Source organism: Oceanobacillus halophilus (genome assembly GCF_003628505.1).
Taxonomy (GTDB): Bacteria; Bacillota; Bacilli; order Bacillales; family Amphibacillaceae; genus Oceanobacillus; species Oceanobacillus halophilus.
In genome coordinates this window covers 170,494-186,655 of the sequence record NZ_RBZP01000002.1, presented here as the reverse complement: position 1 = coordinate 186,655, position 16,162 = coordinate 170,494, and the positions used below count along the sequence as shown (strand labels likewise).

The following is a 16,162-nucleotide window of genomic DNA, read 5'->3' as shown; positions in this document are numbered from 1 at the left end:
CAGGGCTTTTTACTTTGGCAATATTTTTTTGATTTGGTATCAAGGTTTCTACATGTCAATAGATGTAAGTTTACTTACTTCGTCTTTTGAAACAACTTCTGATTGGTACTAATCTCATCATAACAATCCGATTTATCCGTATAGGCAATGGTTTCTTTGTCACCAAGTCCAAGGACACCAAATCTGCATAGACTTTCGTAAAAAAGTTCATGCACGTTCATTTGTAATTCTTTATTGAAATAGATAAGAACGTTTCTGCAAAAAATCACGTGAAATTCATTAAATGACCGATCCGTTACAAGATTATGCTGTGCAAAAAGGATGTTTTTCGAAAGGAATGGATGAAATTGAACGCCATTCTTGGTGACTGTATAATATTCGGAAAAAGCTAGTTTACCACCTGATTGCAAGTAATTACTAGTGTATTTTTTCATGTTTTCTATTGGAAAAAGTCCTTTTTTAGCTGTCTTCAGTACATTTTGGTTTATATCTGTTGCATAAATTTTTGCACGGTTATATAAACCTTCTTCATGGAGTAAAATTGCCATTGAATAGACCTCTTCGCCTGTTGCGCATCCAGCATGCCATATCCTGATAGAAGGATAGGTTCTTAATAATGGAACAACATTTTCACGAAATTCCAAAAAGAACTTGGGATCACGGAACATTTCCGTAACATTAATGGAAAAGTCCGCAATTAACCTGTTTAAGCATTCTGTATCATGTAACACTTTATCTAGTAGTGCAAGAATACCAGATAAATTCTCATCATAAACCCGATGCCAAATTCTCCTTCTTATCGATTGATAGGCATAATTACGATAATCGTAACCGTACCATTCATATATTCCTTTTAAAAACAACTCAATCTCTAATCTTTCTAATTCCTCTGGTGAAGATTGAAATGGATTTATCCTGTTATTCATCATCTTTAATCCTATCTTTTTAGAATAATAATGTTTAGAACATCTGAATTTTATATAGACTGTGGATTACTTTAATTAAGAATACTGCTATATACCCTTATGCTACTTTGGCCCTTGCGCAGAGGAAGCCTACTTCGAAGCGTTACTGGTAGACGCAGGCGCAGTTACGCTTTTTCCGCGAGGAGGCTGAAGCCGTGCCCGCGAACCGCAAGTATTCTGCCGGAGCGAATGACAGCAGAAAACATTCATAAGTGTAAGCGAGAGCTAACTATTCTGAATTAAATAAATCAGGAGTTTCTATCAACTGAATACTTATAAAAAAAACATACTATACGAAAAGAGCCTAATTAAACAACCATACCTTAATTAAGGATATTAGTTGGTCTGTGTCAACTGGTTTTACAATATAATCGGAGGCACCGGCTTCTAGGCATTTCTTGCGATCATCTTTCATAGCCTTAGCGGTTAGTGCTATTATAGGGAGATTTGAGAAATCTGGCATTTCTCTAATTCTTCTAGTTGCCTCGTATCCATCCATTTCTGGCATCATAATGTCCATTAACACTAAGTCTATTTCTGGGTTGTTTTGTAAAATACCAAGTCCTTCTAGTCCATTTTCTGCAAAGATGATCTCCATTCCATAGTGTTCAAGAATGCTAGATAATGCATAGACATTTCGAATATCATCATCAACGAGAAGAATTCTTTTTCCTTTTAGTTCTGCATCTTCTGAGTTGTGTATGACACTTTTGGGTAATCCCAATGGTGAAGTATATTGTAGATTTTGATTTAAATACAACTCGAGCTCCTCTTTTAATCGATGTGGAGAATGCTCGTCTTTAATAATAATAGTTTGTGCATATTTATTTAAATATAGTTCCTCTTTTGAGGTTAAGTCACGACCTGTGTATACAAATACTTTCAGATTGCTAGCTATATTTTTTTCCATGATTTCCTCTAGTAATTGGAAACCTGTGGTATCGGTTAATCCTAAATCCAGGATAATACAGTCAAATGGACTTCGTTTTAATTCTTCTAATGCTTCCACTCCACTTGATACGGCTTTCATGATGACATTCATATCACCAATCAGCTCCATCAGACTATTTCGCTGATTTAAATCATCATCAACAATCAAAAGTCGTTTGATGTGATTGTTGTCATCAATTTCAGATGTTGATTCTGAATTTGATTTTGGCTCCATTTCTTCCTTTTCTGAATCAGGATTGCTAGCTGTGTGTTCAGTAGCGGCAGCGACCTCTTGAATGGTACTATTTGTCTTCTTTTCATCAAAGCTTTCTATAGAAAAAGTAAACGTACTACCTTCTCCTTCTTTACTTTCTACATGGATTGTACCGCCTAAAAGTGTTGCAATTTCTTTACTTATGGATAGACCTAGTCCAGTGCCCCCGAATTTTCGGCTTGTTGTTCCATCTGCCTGCTGGAATGCTTCAAAGATTAGTTGTTGTTTGTCTTTTGAAATCCCAATACCCGTATCTTGCACCGTAAATACAAACAACGATTTAGAATGATCATAATCTATATACAGTGAGACATGCCCCGTTTTTGTGAATTTAAATGCATTTCCAAGAAGATTCTTTAATACTTGTTGAATTTTAGTCTCATCTGTGTAGAGGGATTCAGGTGTATCTTGATTTACCTCTATACGGAATCGTAAGTTTTTGTTGTCTGCAACTGGTTTAAAATTGCTTTCCACAAAGGTTGTTAAATCTTTTAGTAGAACTTTACTTGGGTGGACATCCATTTTTCCAGATTCAATCTTTGATAAATCTAAGATATCATTGATTAGCGTTAATAAATCTTTTCCTGACGAGTGTATCGTTTTGGCATATTCTACTTGTTTGTCAGATAGGGTGCCATCCATATTATCAGCTAACAATTTTGATAAAATTAACATGCTATTTAACGGTGTTCGAAGTTCATGTGACATATTTGCCAGGAATTCCGATTTATATTTTGAACTTAGAGCTAATTGTTTTGCTCTTTCTTCAAGTTCTGCTCGTGCAGTTTCCAGTTCGTAGTTTTTTTGTTCAAACTTACGATTTTGTTCTTCCAAGCTATTTGCTTTTTCTTCTAATTCCACATTAGCTTGTTCAAGTTCTTCTTGCTGTAGTTGAAGTTTCTCCTCTGAACGTTTTAATGCCTCTGTCTGTTGTTCCAGCTCCTCATTGGTTGTCTTCAACTCATCCTGCTGGGTTTGTAGTTCTTCGGACTGTGCTTGGATTTCTTCCATTAGGGTTTGGGACTCTTCTAATGCCTTTGCTAATTTAATTCTTCCAGTAATACTATCCAGAATGATTCCAAAGTCATCAATAAGTTCTTCAAGAAAATCTTGTTCCTTCTCACTAAATGTTTCAAAGGATCCAATCTCTAAGACAGCTTTTACCTCTCCCTCAAATAGAATGGGCAATACATAAAGGTTTAGTGGAGGAGCTTCTCCTAAACCAGATTTAACTGCAATGTAATCAGATGGAACATTCGATAAAATAATTGGTGTTTTTTCAAGTACTGCTTGACCAATTATTCCTTCCCCTAGATGAAATTCATTTGTCATATGTTTTCGCTCTTTAAAGGCATAGGATGCACGTAATTGGAAAATAGGATCTTTTATTTCTGACATTTCTTCTTTTACATAAAAGACAGCATGGCTACCCCTAACTAGTGGAACCACTTGGGAGAGAAATGTTTGAGATAAAGATTCTACCGACTTTTGTCCACTTAAGTTTGTGGTAACTTGTGCCAGGTGTGTTTTCGTCCAAATTAAATCCTTTTCTTTCTCTCTTTTTTCCTCGACAGAAGCTGTCATTTGATTAAATGATTGGGCAACTTCATCAATTTCATCATTAGCAAGGACTTCTACTTTTGTATTTAGTTCTGTTTTACCATTCGCAATTCTGCTCATAATCTTCGAGACTTTGTTTAATCGTGATGTCAGCATCCAGACACTTCGAAATAATATGGACATAATAAATATAATAACAATGCCTAATATAATAGATTCCATCATTACGTACCTATTAAAATCTGCTTTGGCAGTCTGTATGGAAGAGACCATATCAGATTCAAAAGCGGTAGTTACTTCAGGTATTAATTCAAAAAATTGGTTATGCAGATCTGCTGATTCCGTATCCATTAGAGAAATTGCTTGTTGGGTATCTCCATTGTTCACCAATAAAATGACTTCATTTTTATAGTCATTAAATTGCTTATTGGCTGATGTTAATTGTTCTATTAAACGTCTTTGTTCTGAAGTAGTGGCATGTGTTTCTAATGCATTTATGTTCTCGGATATTCTAATACTGATGGAGCGAATGTTTTCTATCTCTGTTTGAATAGTAGTTTCACTTTGATAGAGAAGCAAATTGCGTAATGCGATTGATTCGTCTTTCATATCGCGATGAATAGTTTCAGCTAACGTAGTTAATTCATAATTTTTTTCTAGTGTATCGCTAATGTTATTGAAGTTACTAACCTGGGTCCTGCCAATAACAACAAGAAGGATTAATAATATAGGTAATGTACTAAGTGCCAATAACAATTTAGTTCTGATTTTCAATGGATTTCATCCCTTTCAAAAGAGAATTTCTAGCCATGATTATCTACTCATTAGCCAGTCCTTCTCCTTCTTGAATACATAGTTGATAGACCATAGCCATTGCTTGAGCGCGATCATTTACTTGGAGTTTTTGAAAAATTTTAGAAATATGGTTTTTTACGGTGTGTTCGCTAATAAATAATTTCTCAGATATTTCCTTATTGCTTAATCCGGCAAGTATTAATTCAAACACTTCTAATTCCCGACTAGTTGTTCGGTATAATTCTTTTATTTGTGCCAAAGCTTCCTTAATAATATTTTGCCTTTCTGCTTCTTCCATGGTAGCAGACATCTGAGAGATATCTGTAACTGCAGTATGTTTTCTTTCACTAATCATAGGTACAAATGCATTATTTTGTATTGCTTCTATGAACTGTAGTGCTGGAACTGGAGGACTACATAAATATCCTTGGATTTCATCACAATTTTGACTTGCTAAGAAATGGAGTTGTTCCGTTGTTTCTACCCCTTCGGCAATTACAGAGAGATTTAATGATTTAGCAAGCGAAATGATGGAAGTGATGATTGATTTATTCTTCCTTTCATTTTCCGTTATCCCCTGAACAAAAGATTGGTCAATTTTTAAACTATTTAAAGGCAAGTGGCTAAGATAATGTAAGGAAGAATACCCTGTCCCAAAATCATCAATACTGATAGAAATCCCCATTTTCCTTAGTAATTGCAATGTTTTTAATGTTAGTTCCTCATTTTTTAGTAAGACGCTTTCCGTGATTTCAATTTCCAGTAATTGAGGATTTACTTGTGTTTCGTCTAGAATTTGTTGGATTCTTTCTATTAGGTCTACTTGTAAAAATTGTTTAGCAGAGAAATTAACTGCAATTCGAATAGGGGATAACTCTGTATTTTCCCATGAACAAATTTGCTCACAAACACTTCTTAATACCCATTCACCAATTGGTATAATTTGTCCTGTTTCTTCTGCTAATGGAATGAATTCATTGGGACGGACGATTCCCCAATTTGGATGATTCCACCGAATTAATGCTTCTGCACCTAGGACTTGCTGGTTTTGTAAATTAATTCTTGGTTGATAATAAAGTTCTAATTCCTCGTTTTCAATTGCCTTACGCAGATCATTTTGCATGATAAAGGATCGGTAGGTTTGCATGTTCATACCAGTATGGAAAACGTTGTATTTATTTTTCCCTTGTTCTTTTGCTCGATAAAGTGCTGTGTCTGCATTCTTCATTAATTCAGCAACATTGTCTCCATCATATGGAAAGATGCTTAATCCAATACTCGTGGTTAGATAAAGTTCGAAATTATCAATGATGAAAGGCTTCTGAAAGGATGAGATAATGTTCTCAGCAATTTCTAATGAACCTTCTCTATCTGTATTTGGCAAGATTATGCTGAATTCATCTCCACTTACTCTTGAAACAAAATCCTTCTCCCGTACGGTGTCCAGCAACCGATTTGATACTTCACGAAGCACACGGTCACCAATCATATGACCTAGGGAATCATTAATATTTTTAAAGCGGTCCATATCTAAGAACAAAACACCTAGAGATTGATTATATTTTTTGGCATGCCTTAAGTATTCAGTAAGAGTTACATTTAAAGATCTTCTGTTTGGTAAATCGGTCAAAAAATCATGATATGCCATATGTTTGATTAACTCTTCATTTTTCTTTTGTTTCGTAATATCCCGAATGGTACAAGCAACGATAATAATATCAGAGACCGTTTTTAACCCAAATTGTACTTCAGCTAAAAAGGTAGAACCGTTTTTACGAGTTGCTACCACTTCTTTTTGTTTTTCAACGCCTTGAAGATTTCCAGTATGTTGTATGTTTGTTAATAGACAATTTATATATTTTTTAGATTCTTCATCAGTAAATAAAATAGATATATTTTCACCTATTAGCTCTGTGCCAATGTGAAAAAAAATATTGTTTACAGAAGGATTGCATCGTAATATAATGCCATCTCTATCTAATATGAACATAGAGTCAATGGAGGTCTCATTGATAGCACTTGCAAGTTCTTCCGAAAAGCGAAGTTTTCCCGTCATTTCATTTAACTGAGCATTTGTTTCTTCCAGTTGCTTTGTTTTATCTATTAAAGTTTGTGCTTGCTGGAGGAGTTGTTGTTTCATTTTATATATATCTACAAATCCTTCTACCTTGGCTTTTAACACTAGTGGGTCCACAGGCTTTAGTATGTAGTCGATGGCTCCGACTGAATATCCCATAAATATATGTTCGGATTCCATGTTGTTTGCTGTGATAAACAGAATAGGGATATCTTTTGTTTTTTCACGTGCTTTAATAATCTTTGCTGTACTAAAGCCATCCATACCGGGCATTTGAACATCTAATAAAATCAATGCGACTTTATATTTCAGTAAATGCTTCAGTGCTTCTTCTCCTGAGGAAGCTTTGATTAGGTTATATTCATCTTTTTCAATAATTGCCTCAATAGCAATAAGATTCTCGGGTCGATCATCAACTAAGAGTATATTTATCTTTTCTTGGTTACTCATTGTGATTTACCTCTTTTCCTAACGACAATTTTTTACATATGTATAGATTATCACATGTAATAGGAAAAAAGGTCTATTATTTTACTGAATTGAACTACTAAATAATCCCATAGCTAATTAATGGTTTATCTCTTATCTATATATTAATCGAAAACTAGATTAACAAGTATCACTCGGTGTTCTTATTTTATTCATTGATGTAGGAAGAGGAGATAGGAAGGTCTTCCTATAAGTGGCGACGATGAATGGTTCTATGAATGACCAAAAATGTTAACATATCTTTCTTATGATAAAATGAAAGCTAGATTAGATAGAGTATAAGGAGTATACAAAATGGAACAAACTGTTGTTTTTAAAAAGAATTATCATATTGATCTGCGAGATGTTGATTTTACTAAACGATTGAAATGGAGTACACTTTTTAGTTATTTTCAGGAAGTTGCTAGTTTGTCTGCAGCGGATTTAGGAGCTGGAATTGATAAGTTAGAGGAAAAGTACGGTGTAGCCTGGATACTTATGCGAATTCGTGTAGAAATCGAACGGATGCCAAAATGGGATGAGCAAATAACGATAGAAACGTGGCCACAAGAGCCTGGAAGATTAGAATTTGAAAGAGACTTCATTGTCCGTGATCAAAATGGGGAATCAATTATTCGTGCAATATCAGCATGGGTAATTATGGACTTAAAAGAAAGAAAGTTAAAAAGACCTGCGCACATTTCGTTAACATATCCTTCTGTTGTGGAAGAACGGGCAATTGATTATAAACTAAAACGCTTAAAAGTTACGGACCGCCTTGAAACCGCCTATAAAAAAGTTATAGGGTATAGTGACGTCGATTTTAATGGACATTTAAATAATTCTAAATATGTTGATTTTATAATGGATTGTTTTCCTATTGAACAACACAAAGCACATGAAATAAAAGCTATGGAAGTAAACTTTAATCAAGAAGCCTTACCAGGAGATTCCATTATTCTAAAGAAAGATACTTCAGATGTTGTTTCCAAGCAGATTTACATTGAAGGATTGAATGAAAAAGAAGATAAAGTCGTATTTAAGGCAAAGTTAGAAATAGAGAAGAAATAATTCAGAACAGGGACTAAACGTTCCTGTTTTTTGTTGTTATGAAAGTCATAGTAAATGGATTTATTCTAAAGGCTATTTTTAAAAAAATTGTTATTTTGTTCCATGTTTTTGCATAGATTGCGGATTACTTTCATTCAGAATTGCTCTCGCTCACGGCTCGGCCTCAGCCTCCTCGCGGAAAGACCATAACTGCACCTGCATCCAAAAGTAACGCTCCGCAGTAGGTTCCTCGGCGCAAGGCCAAAGAAGCTTAATCAAGTAGTACTCTCGCTGCGGGACGAAAAGCTTAGGTGAGACAACGGAGAGCGATAGCTCGGAGTAGGCTCAGCAGCGCCCGCGGAAAGCGTAGTGTATTTCCGCAGCGGGATTAAGCACATTACTATGAATTCAAGTTATTAGGATTATCTATCAATTATACCATTTAAAAACCGCAAAAATCATGAAAGGTGCTTTTCTAAAAGATAGTAGCCTTTTTATCCGTATTCCGTCAAGAATGTGTTGACAGCTCCATAATTAATTGATATTATTTCTGTGCAAACACAATGCAAGCGTTTGCATCAACTGGAGTGTACTTTAGCATAGAAATGAGGATGTTAGGATGCGAAAGAAACCCTATTTAATCGACGGAATTATTGGCAATGGTTCAATGCTGGTCTCACTCACCAAAGATGGTGAAATTCAGAGACTAAATTGGCCAAGAATAGATTCTAATGATCGAATCAATCGTCAGTGGGCTGGAATTTTAATTGAAGACCAAACGAAACCAGTATATTTCCACGAAGAGTCTTTTAACCATTCACAATCTTACATGGAAGATAGCAATATTCTATTAACTTCTCATATCGGTAAAGGAGTAAAAGTAAACCAAGTAGATTATGTATTACCAAATGAAAACGTATTGGTTAGAAATTTCGAGATAAAGAACATGTCAAGTAATGATTTGCCTTGTGCCTTTGTTTATTTTTCAGATTCGGCACTTTCTGGAAGTACTAGATTTCAAACGACTAAATTTCAGGTGGAAGAGGATCAACTAATTCATTACCATCGAAATGAAACAATGGTAATCACTGCAACAGAGACTATTACGGCCTATCAATCTGGTAAAGCATTACAACAATTAGAGCAGAATCAGCTAGAGGGTAGGACGATTTTAAATGACAGCGAAGGCGCTTTCACCATAGACTTAGGAACTCTTAAAGCAGAAGAAACAAAGAAACTCACCATTTATATCACTATGGAAGAAACAGAAGAAGCAGCAAATAAGCATATAAAGCAATTGAAACAGAATGGTGAGGAAGAGCTGCGAGCAAAAACATTAAATTATTGGTCAAGTGTCCTGAAAAAAAGAAATAAATACAACATACAAAGTAAGAAAGTAGATGGGATATACAAGCGATCCATTTTAACTTTCCATTTGCTTCAAAATAAACAAACGGGAGCATTTATTGCAGGTCCAGAAGTAGATGAAGACTATGACTATTCTGGGGGATATGCTTACTGTTGGGGCAGAGATGCAGCGTTTATTGCATCGGCTGTGGATGCGGCTGGATATCATCACTTAGTAAGTAAGTTTTATCGATTCATGATATCTATTCAAAGCAAAGATGGGTCTTGGGACCAAAGGCATTATACAGATGGAGTTCTCGCACCAACATGGGGACTGCAAATTGATGAAACAGGCTCAATTTTATGGGGAATACATCAGCATTATCTAGTAACAAATGATGAGGATTTTCGTAATGAAATCTGGCCAAGTGTTAGAAAAGGTGCTAACTTCCTATGTTCCTTTATTGATCCTAATACTAAATTGCCAAAACCGTCCAAAGACCTATGGGAAAAACGAACTGGAGAACATTTATATTCTGCAGCAGCAGTCTATGGCGGACTAATTGGTTCTGCAGAAATAGCTGAGCTTCAAGGTGAAGAACAACTTGCTGTTGACTACCGTAAGTGTGCAAGTGAACTGAAGGAAGCTGTTAGTGATGTTGGCTGGAATCATGCAGAACAACGCTTTAATCGGTCGCTAAAACTCACGGTCACAAAAGATCAATTTGATAAGGCGAATAGGACGGGGAAAAGGACAAGTATAGAAAAAAACAGTAAAAATGTTTCTGAATATATCCTTTTAGAAGATGCGACACCAGATATATCATTGTTAGGACTAAATTACCCTTTTCAAATGATTGATGATACCGATATTAAATTCTCAAAAACAGTACAAACAATAGAAGATACATGTACATCCAAACATGTTGGAGGATTAGAACGATTCCCTGGTGATGTCTATATAGGTGGTAATCCTTGGTTAATTTCAACTTTATGGCTGGCCATTCATAAAGAAAGAACGTCCGATCATAGTAAATCCAATGATTTGTTCAATTGGGCAACAGAACATGCTAATCACTTAGGATTGTTACCGGAACAAATTGACAAAAAAACAAATGAACCATCATGGGTAATGCCACTAACATGGTCTCATGCAATGTACGTTCTTGCTATTAAGGAATTTACAAAAAAAGGTTCTATTTAGATAAGAAATTCTATATAAAAAAGCCGAATGACTCTAGGAAAGTTATTCGGTTTTTGTAGTCGAATTCAAGTATGGTGCAATCGTTTTCTGTGTTTTAGTAATATTAAATAGCAGAATGGTGAAAATGCTGATTTTATTTGGGATTGTATGAGTGAACCTATTAAAAATCAGAAAAAATAATAGAAAAGTATTGCCACTTTTAAAATCCTATGCTAATATAATAATTAATTAATGCAAACGTTTTCCCTTTATTGCATTAAGTCAATTGGAAGTAAGGTTGTTTACTACATACCAATTGAAAACTGAGAATATCTATATTTTTTACAATAAGATGTAATCGGTTTCAAAAAAGGGATTAAAAAATATTAGGGGTGATTTAGGATGAGAAACAAATCGTTTCTATCAAAAATGTTCATCGTATTTGCTTTAGCAGCAGTGTTAGTAATTGCTGGATGTGGATCAGATGAAGGGGAATCTAGTGAATCCACTGGTTCAGATGAAGCATCAGGAGATAAAGTTACATTGGATATCTTCCAATTCAAGGTAGAATTCAAAGAACAATTTGAAGAATTGGTAGCTTTATATCAAGAGGAAAATCCAGATGTTAACGTTAAAGTAACAACTGTTGGTGGAGGTAATGACTATGCAGCGTCGTTAAAATCTCAAATGTCTTCAGGTAATGAACCAACAATCTTTAATGTAGGCGGACCAACAGAAGTAGCAGAATATAGAGATTATTTAACAGATTTATCCGATACAGCAGCTGCAGATGCAGCATTAGAAGGAACACTTAACGGTGTTACGGAGGGTGATCAAGTATTAGGTTTACCTTTCGCGCAAGAAGGTTATGGACTTATCTATAATAAGGAAGTATTTGAAAGTGCAGGCATCAATCCAGATGAATTAACTACATTTGATGCGTTAGAAGAAGCGGTAGCTACGTTAGATAGCCAAAAAGAAGAATTAGGTCTTGAAGCAGTGTTTGCATACCCTGCTAAAGAATTATGGGTAATGGGAAATCATACAGCAAACACTTACATTGCTCCTGAATTTGATAGCGATATCATTTCTGCTTTTGAAGCAGAAACCATTAACTTTGATAATGGTGATCAGTTGAATAGAATGGTAGATTTACAAAGTACGTATTCTGTTCAACCAGTATTAAGCCTTGATTACTCTCAACAAGTAGAACAATTATTCTCCCTTGGAAAGGTTGCCATGATTCAGCAAGGTAACTGGGTTTACCCTACCATTGAACAAATGGATGCAGAATTTGCGGAAAACAATATTGGCATGATTCCAATGCCTGTTGAAGGTTTGGAAGATCATTTACCAGTAGGTGTTCCACAATACTGGGTAGTAAATAATAATAAAACGGACGAAGAACAACAAGCAGCAAAAGATTTCTTAGATTGGATGTATACTTCTGAAGAAGGAAAAGAAATGGTATTAAATGATTTTAAATTCATCCCAGCTTATGAAGGTTATGATACAGAAAAAATTGCTGACCCTCTATCACAAATAGTGTACAACTATTCGGCTGAAGGTAAGACGATTGGCTGGACATTTATGGCAACACCAGTTGGTTGGAATGAAGACGTACTAGCTGTAAACATTCAAAAATATCTAAGTGGCGATATAGAATGGCAGGAAGTACTTGATGCTTCCATAGAAGGATGGGAAAAAGCTAGACAGTAAAGCTAAGTAAAAGTAATTTCACGCAGCCAACAAAATAATTTCTACTATTTTGTTGGCTGCTTCTTATTTTAATATAGGTTAAACGTTTACGATGTTTTAAGAAATTTTTTGATTGTTGGAAAGTGGAGGTGCTCTTGGATGAAAAATCGGAGCGTATCATTTTGGCTTTTTGTTACACCAACATTAATAGCCTTAGGTCTTGTCGTGTTTTTACCATTTATCTATGGGTTTGTTTTTTCATTCACGGATTGGAATGGATTAAAAGCAACTGAATTTTTGGGATTTGCAAATTATGTTGAAGTATTTAAGGATACGGAATTCCTGAATTCCATCTGGTTTACAATTAAGTTTGCCGTAGCATCCATTATACTTGTAAACGTAATTGGACTAGGATTAGCCTTGTTAGTTACACAAAAAATGAAATCAAGCAATGTTCTAAGAACTGTATTCTTTATGCCTAACTTAATAGGTGGATTAATCTTAGGTTTTATCTGGCAGTTTATTTTTATCAGTGCATTTGATGCTGTTGGTAGTGCGTTAGGCATGGAAGCTTTACGAGGTTGGTTATCAACTACTGAAACTGGTTTTTGGGGTCTTGTAATCTTAAATGTATGGCAATACGCAGGTTATATCATGATTATTTATATTGCATACTTAGAAAGCGTTCCACAAGAATTACTGGAAGCAGCAGAAATCGATGGGGCAAATGCATTTAAACGGTTCTGGAATGTAAAATTTCCGCTCGTTGCTCCTGCATTTACGATTAGTTTGTTTTTAACACTTTCTAATGCTTTTAAACTGTATGATCAAAACTTAGCACTAACAAATGGTGGTCCATTCAATTCTACTCAAATGGTTGCAATGGAGATTTATAATACGGCATTCAGTGAGTTCGATATGGCATACGCTCAGTCTAAAGCGGTTATTTTCTTTATTCTTGTTGCTGCTGTAGCACTTACTCAAGTTTATTACAATAAGAAACGGGAGGTAGATTTATAATGAAGGAGAAAAGGAGAAATAAATTACTAGTTGAAATTTGTGGAATCCTCCTTGCTTTGTTATGGATATCTCCATTTTACTTAATGATTGTGAATGCCTTTAAAACAAAGAACGGGATTTTCTCTAATGTATTAGGTATCCCTCAAGAATGGACGTTTGAAAACTTTAAACAAGCTTTTATTGATTTGGACTTTGTAAGTTCTTTCGGTTATTCTATTTTTATTTCTGTTGCTAGTGTGGGAATCATCGTTCTTTTCTCTTCTATGGCTGGGTATGCGCTAGCTCGGAATAAAAGTAAGTTAAGTGGCGTTATCTTTATGATATTCGTAGCGGCTATGTTGATACCGTTTCAATCCGTAATGATTCCGCTTATTTCTCTTTTTGGCCAAGTAGATATGTTGAACCCTGTAGGATTAATCTTTATGTACCTTGGTTTTGGTTCTAGTTTATCTATATTCTTATACCATGGAGCGATGGCAAGTATTCCAGTATCTTTGGATGAAGCAGCAACGATTGATGGTGCAAACAAATGGCAAATTTTCTGGAAGATCGTATTTCCAATGTTAAAACCAATATCCGTTACGGTAATGATATTAAATGTAATCTGGATATGGAATGACTATTTACTTCCATCTCTAGTATTGGATGCAGAAACAGCAACTATTCCATTGAAAATGTTCTTTTTCTTTGGCCAATATACAAAACAATGGCATTTAGCGTTAGCAGGTTTAACAATTGCCATTATACCAGTTATCATTGTTTATTTTATTGCGCAAAAACAAATTATTAAAGGTGTAACGGATGGAGCTGTAAAATAAATCTTTTACTACCTCTTATCAACGAAAAATAAATCTGTATAATAAGAGGTAACATGGATTATGGAAGTAGGTTGATTGGCTATGTCAGTTACAATTAAAGATGTTGCAAAACACGCAAATGTATCACCATCAACAGTGTCACGTGTGATTTCTGATAGTGAAAAAATTAGCGAACCAACGAAAAGAAAAGTAAGGAAAGTAATGGAGGAATTGGGATATCATATTAATCTTAATGCAAGAGGTTTAGTCCAAAAGTCAACACAGACGATTGGAATAGTTATGAAACACGCAACCTCAAAAGCTTTATATAACCCATTCTTTCCTGAATTATTAAGTGGTATAAGTTCAGAATGTCATAACCAGGATTATAGTATCTTACTAACGACCGCTGACTCAGAGGAGTCGATTTATGAAGAAGTCGTAAAAATGGTTCAAGGGAAACGAGTGGACGGGATTATTGTATCTTATTCTAAGAAAGATGATAAAGTTGTTCCGTATTTATTGGAAAACGGTATTCCATTTGTGGTGATAGGGAAACCGGTAAAATATGCAAATCGGATTATGCACGTTGATAATGATAATGTTCGGGCCTCAATGGAAGCGACAGAATACTTAATTCGGCTTGGTCATGAACGGATCAGTTTTCTGGGTGATGATCCTGGCTATCAGGTAGTGCTGGATCGGTTGGAAGGTTATCAAACTACTATGAGAAAGTACGATTTGGATATTCCAAAGAATTATATTCAGATGATTCCATTTAACATGGATAAAGTACAAAAAGTAATAGGAAAGTTACTAGATATGCCCGAGCCACCAACAGCAATGGTAGCATCTACGGATGTGAATGCTTTAGTTATTATGTCCGCGTTAGGAAATAAAAAAGTAAAGGTTCCTAGAGATATGAGCATTATTAGTTTTAATAATACCATTATTTCTCAGCTATCTACTCCACCAATGACTTCCGTTGATGTTCAAACGTTTCAATTAGGATATGAAGCGGCAAAGAGTGTTATTGAATTAATTAAGAACCCAGATATGTTTAAAAAGAGTATTATTATCCCAACAAATATTATTAAAAGGGAATCCACACTGGCTTATCAAACAGAAAAAATATAATTTTTTTTACCAAATGGTGCAAACGTTCGCCTGATGACATAGGAGGTTATGTAAATGAACGTAGTAGTATGGAATGAATATCGACATGAGAAAGAAAATCCAGTGGTCTCTGAGGTTTATCCGAATGGTATTCATAGTACCATAGCAGAATTTCTGAAAGAAGAAAATTTTCAAGTGAAAACAGCTACACTTGATGAACCACAACATGGTTTAACAGATGAATTGTTAGATGAAACAGATGTACTAGTATGGTGGGGACATAAAGCGCACCATGAGGTATCAGAAGATGTTGCAGAAAAAGTAAAACAGCGTGTGTTGGATGGTATGGGATTAATCGTCCTGCATTCAGGTCACTTCTCCAAAGTCTTTAAAAAATTGATGGGAACAGGCTGTGACTTGAAATGGCGTGAAGCAGATGAGAAAGAAAGGCTATGGGTGGTTGATCCAACGCATCCTATTACTGAAGGAATCAATCAATACATTGAACTTGAAAAAGAAGAAATGTATGGAGAGCATTTTGATATTCCAGCACCAGATGAGTTGATTTTCGTTAGTTGGTTTGAAGGCGGCGAAGTTTTTCGAAGTGGCGCAACCTTTAAGCGTGGAAGAGGAAAAATCTTTTATTTCCGACCAGGGCATGAAACATATCCAACTTACCATAACAAAGAGATTCAAACAGTTATAAAAAATGGTGTGAAATGGGCTAAAAATACGAACACCCCAACACCAAGTTACGGAAATCATCAGCCATTAGAAAAACTGGATTGAGTATTAGATTTTAGTTATGAAGTATATAGTTTATAAATGAAGTCTCTTCTATATCAAATGTGTGTTTTAAATGGAGGGAAACAATGGAAACAT

The 16,162-nt window shown here is 35.1% G+C and carries 10 protein-coding genes; 7 read left to right on the top strand and 3 right to left on the bottom strand.

All coding sequences use genetic code 11. From position 1 onward, the window contains the following. Window positions 1-74: 74 nt before the first annotated feature. The 3 genes from D8M06_RS04960 to D8M06_RS04950 form a co-directional block, all read right to left on the bottom strand. Entirely contained in the window at window positions 75-926 is an 852-nt protein-coding gene (locus D8M06_RS04960) for a CheR family methyltransferase (protein WP_241558836.1), read from the bottom strand. Window positions 927-1,269: 343 nt separating this feature from the next. Then, window positions 1,270-4,503, bottom strand: a complete 3,234-nt coding sequence (locus tag D8M06_RS04955) for a response regulator (RefSeq protein ID WP_121203252.1) — start codon at window positions 4,501-4,503, stop codon at window positions 1,270-1,272. Between the two features lie 43 nt (window positions 4,504-4,546). Then, window positions 4,547-7,051, bottom strand: a complete 2,505-nt coding sequence (locus D8M06_RS04950; protein WP_121203251.1) for an EAL domain-containing protein — start codon at window positions 7,049-7,051, stop codon at window positions 4,547-4,549. Between the two features lie 333 nt (window positions 7,052-7,384). Between D8M06_RS04950 and D8M06_RS04945 the strand changes: the two genes are divergently transcribed. The 7 genes from D8M06_RS04945 to D8M06_RS04915 all read left to right on the top strand — a co-directional run bounded on the left by D8M06_RS04945 (window position 7,385) and on the right by D8M06_RS04915 (window position 16,069). After that, entirely contained in the window at window positions 7,385-8,140 is a 756-nt protein-coding gene (locus D8M06_RS04945) for an acyl-[acyl-carrier-protein] thioesterase (RefSeq protein ID WP_121203250.1), read from the top strand. A 598-nt stretch (window positions 8,141-8,738) separates the two neighbouring features. Further along, window positions 8,739-10,670 (top strand): glycoside hydrolase family 15 protein, encoded by a 1,932-nt coding sequence (locus tag D8M06_RS04940; RefSeq protein WP_121203249.1) that lies wholly within the window; start codon window positions 8,739-8,741, stop codon window positions 10,668-10,670. A gap of 381 nt (window positions 10,671-11,051) precedes the next feature. After that, window positions 11,052-12,368, top strand: a complete 1,317-nt coding sequence (locus tag D8M06_RS04935) for an ABC transporter substrate-binding protein (protein ID WP_121203248.1) — start codon at window positions 11,052-11,054, stop codon at window positions 12,366-12,368. A 138-nt stretch (window positions 12,369-12,506) separates the two neighbouring features. Continuing rightward, window positions 12,507-13,367 (top strand): carbohydrate ABC transporter permease, encoded by an 861-nt coding sequence (locus tag D8M06_RS04930; RefSeq protein WP_121203247.1) that lies wholly within the window; start codon window positions 12,507-12,509, stop codon window positions 13,365-13,367. Then, entirely contained in the window at window positions 13,367-14,185 is an 819-nt protein-coding gene (locus D8M06_RS04925) for a carbohydrate ABC transporter permease (RefSeq protein ID WP_121203246.1), read from the top strand. The genes D8M06_RS04930 and D8M06_RS04925 overlap by 1 nt, the downstream gene beginning before the upstream one ends. Window positions 14,186-14,266: 81 nt before the next feature. After that, window positions 14,267-15,301 carry a LacI family DNA-binding transcriptional regulator gene (locus tag D8M06_RS04920; protein ID WP_121203245.1) on the top strand — a complete coding sequence of 345 codons (1,035 nt, stop codon included), beginning with the start codon at window positions 14,267-14,269 and terminating at the stop codon, window positions 15,299-15,301. A 54-nt stretch (window positions 15,302-15,355) separates the two neighbouring features. Next, window positions 15,356-16,069 (top strand): ThuA domain-containing protein, encoded by a 714-nt coding sequence (locus D8M06_RS04915; RefSeq protein WP_121203244.1) that lies wholly within the window; start codon window positions 15,356-15,358, stop codon window positions 16,067-16,069. The last annotated feature ends 93 nt before the right edge of the window (window positions 16,070-16,162 follow it).

What these genes read in the sequence shown, in the direction of transcription:
- D8M06_RS04960 (WP_241558836.1), bottom strand. Translation starts at nt 926, where the DNA reads ATGAATAACAGGATAAATCCATTTCAATCTTCACCAGAGGAATTAGAA.
- D8M06_RS04950 (WP_121203251.1), bottom strand. Translation starts at nt 7,051, where the DNA reads ATGAGTAACCAAGAAAAGATAAATATACTCTTAGTTGATGATCGACCC.
- D8M06_RS04945 (WP_121203250.1), top strand. Translation starts at nt 7,385, where the DNA reads ATGGAACAAACTGTTGTTTTTAAAAAGAATTATCATATTGATCTGCGA.
- D8M06_RS04940 (WP_121203249.1), top strand. Translation starts at nt 8,739, where the DNA reads ATGCGAAAGAAACCCTATTTAATCGACGGAATTATTGGCAATGGTTCA.
- D8M06_RS04935 (WP_121203248.1), top strand. Translation starts at nt 11,052, where the DNA reads ATGAGAAACAAATCGTTTCTATCAAAAATGTTCATCGTATTTGCTTTA.
- D8M06_RS04930 (WP_121203247.1), top strand. Translation starts at nt 12,507, where the DNA reads ATGAAAAATCGGAGCGTATCATTTTGGCTTTTTGTTACACCAACATTA.
- D8M06_RS04925 (WP_121203246.1), top strand. Translation starts at nt 13,367, where the DNA reads ATGAAGGAGAAAAGGAGAAATAAATTACTAGTTGAAATTTGTGGAATC.
- D8M06_RS04920 (WP_121203245.1), top strand. Translation starts at nt 14,267, where the DNA reads ATGTCAGTTACAATTAAAGATGTTGCAAAACACGCAAATGTATCACCA.
- D8M06_RS04915 (WP_121203244.1), top strand. Translation starts at nt 15,356, where the DNA reads ATGAACGTAGTAGTATGGAATGAATATCGACATGAGAAAGAAAATCCA.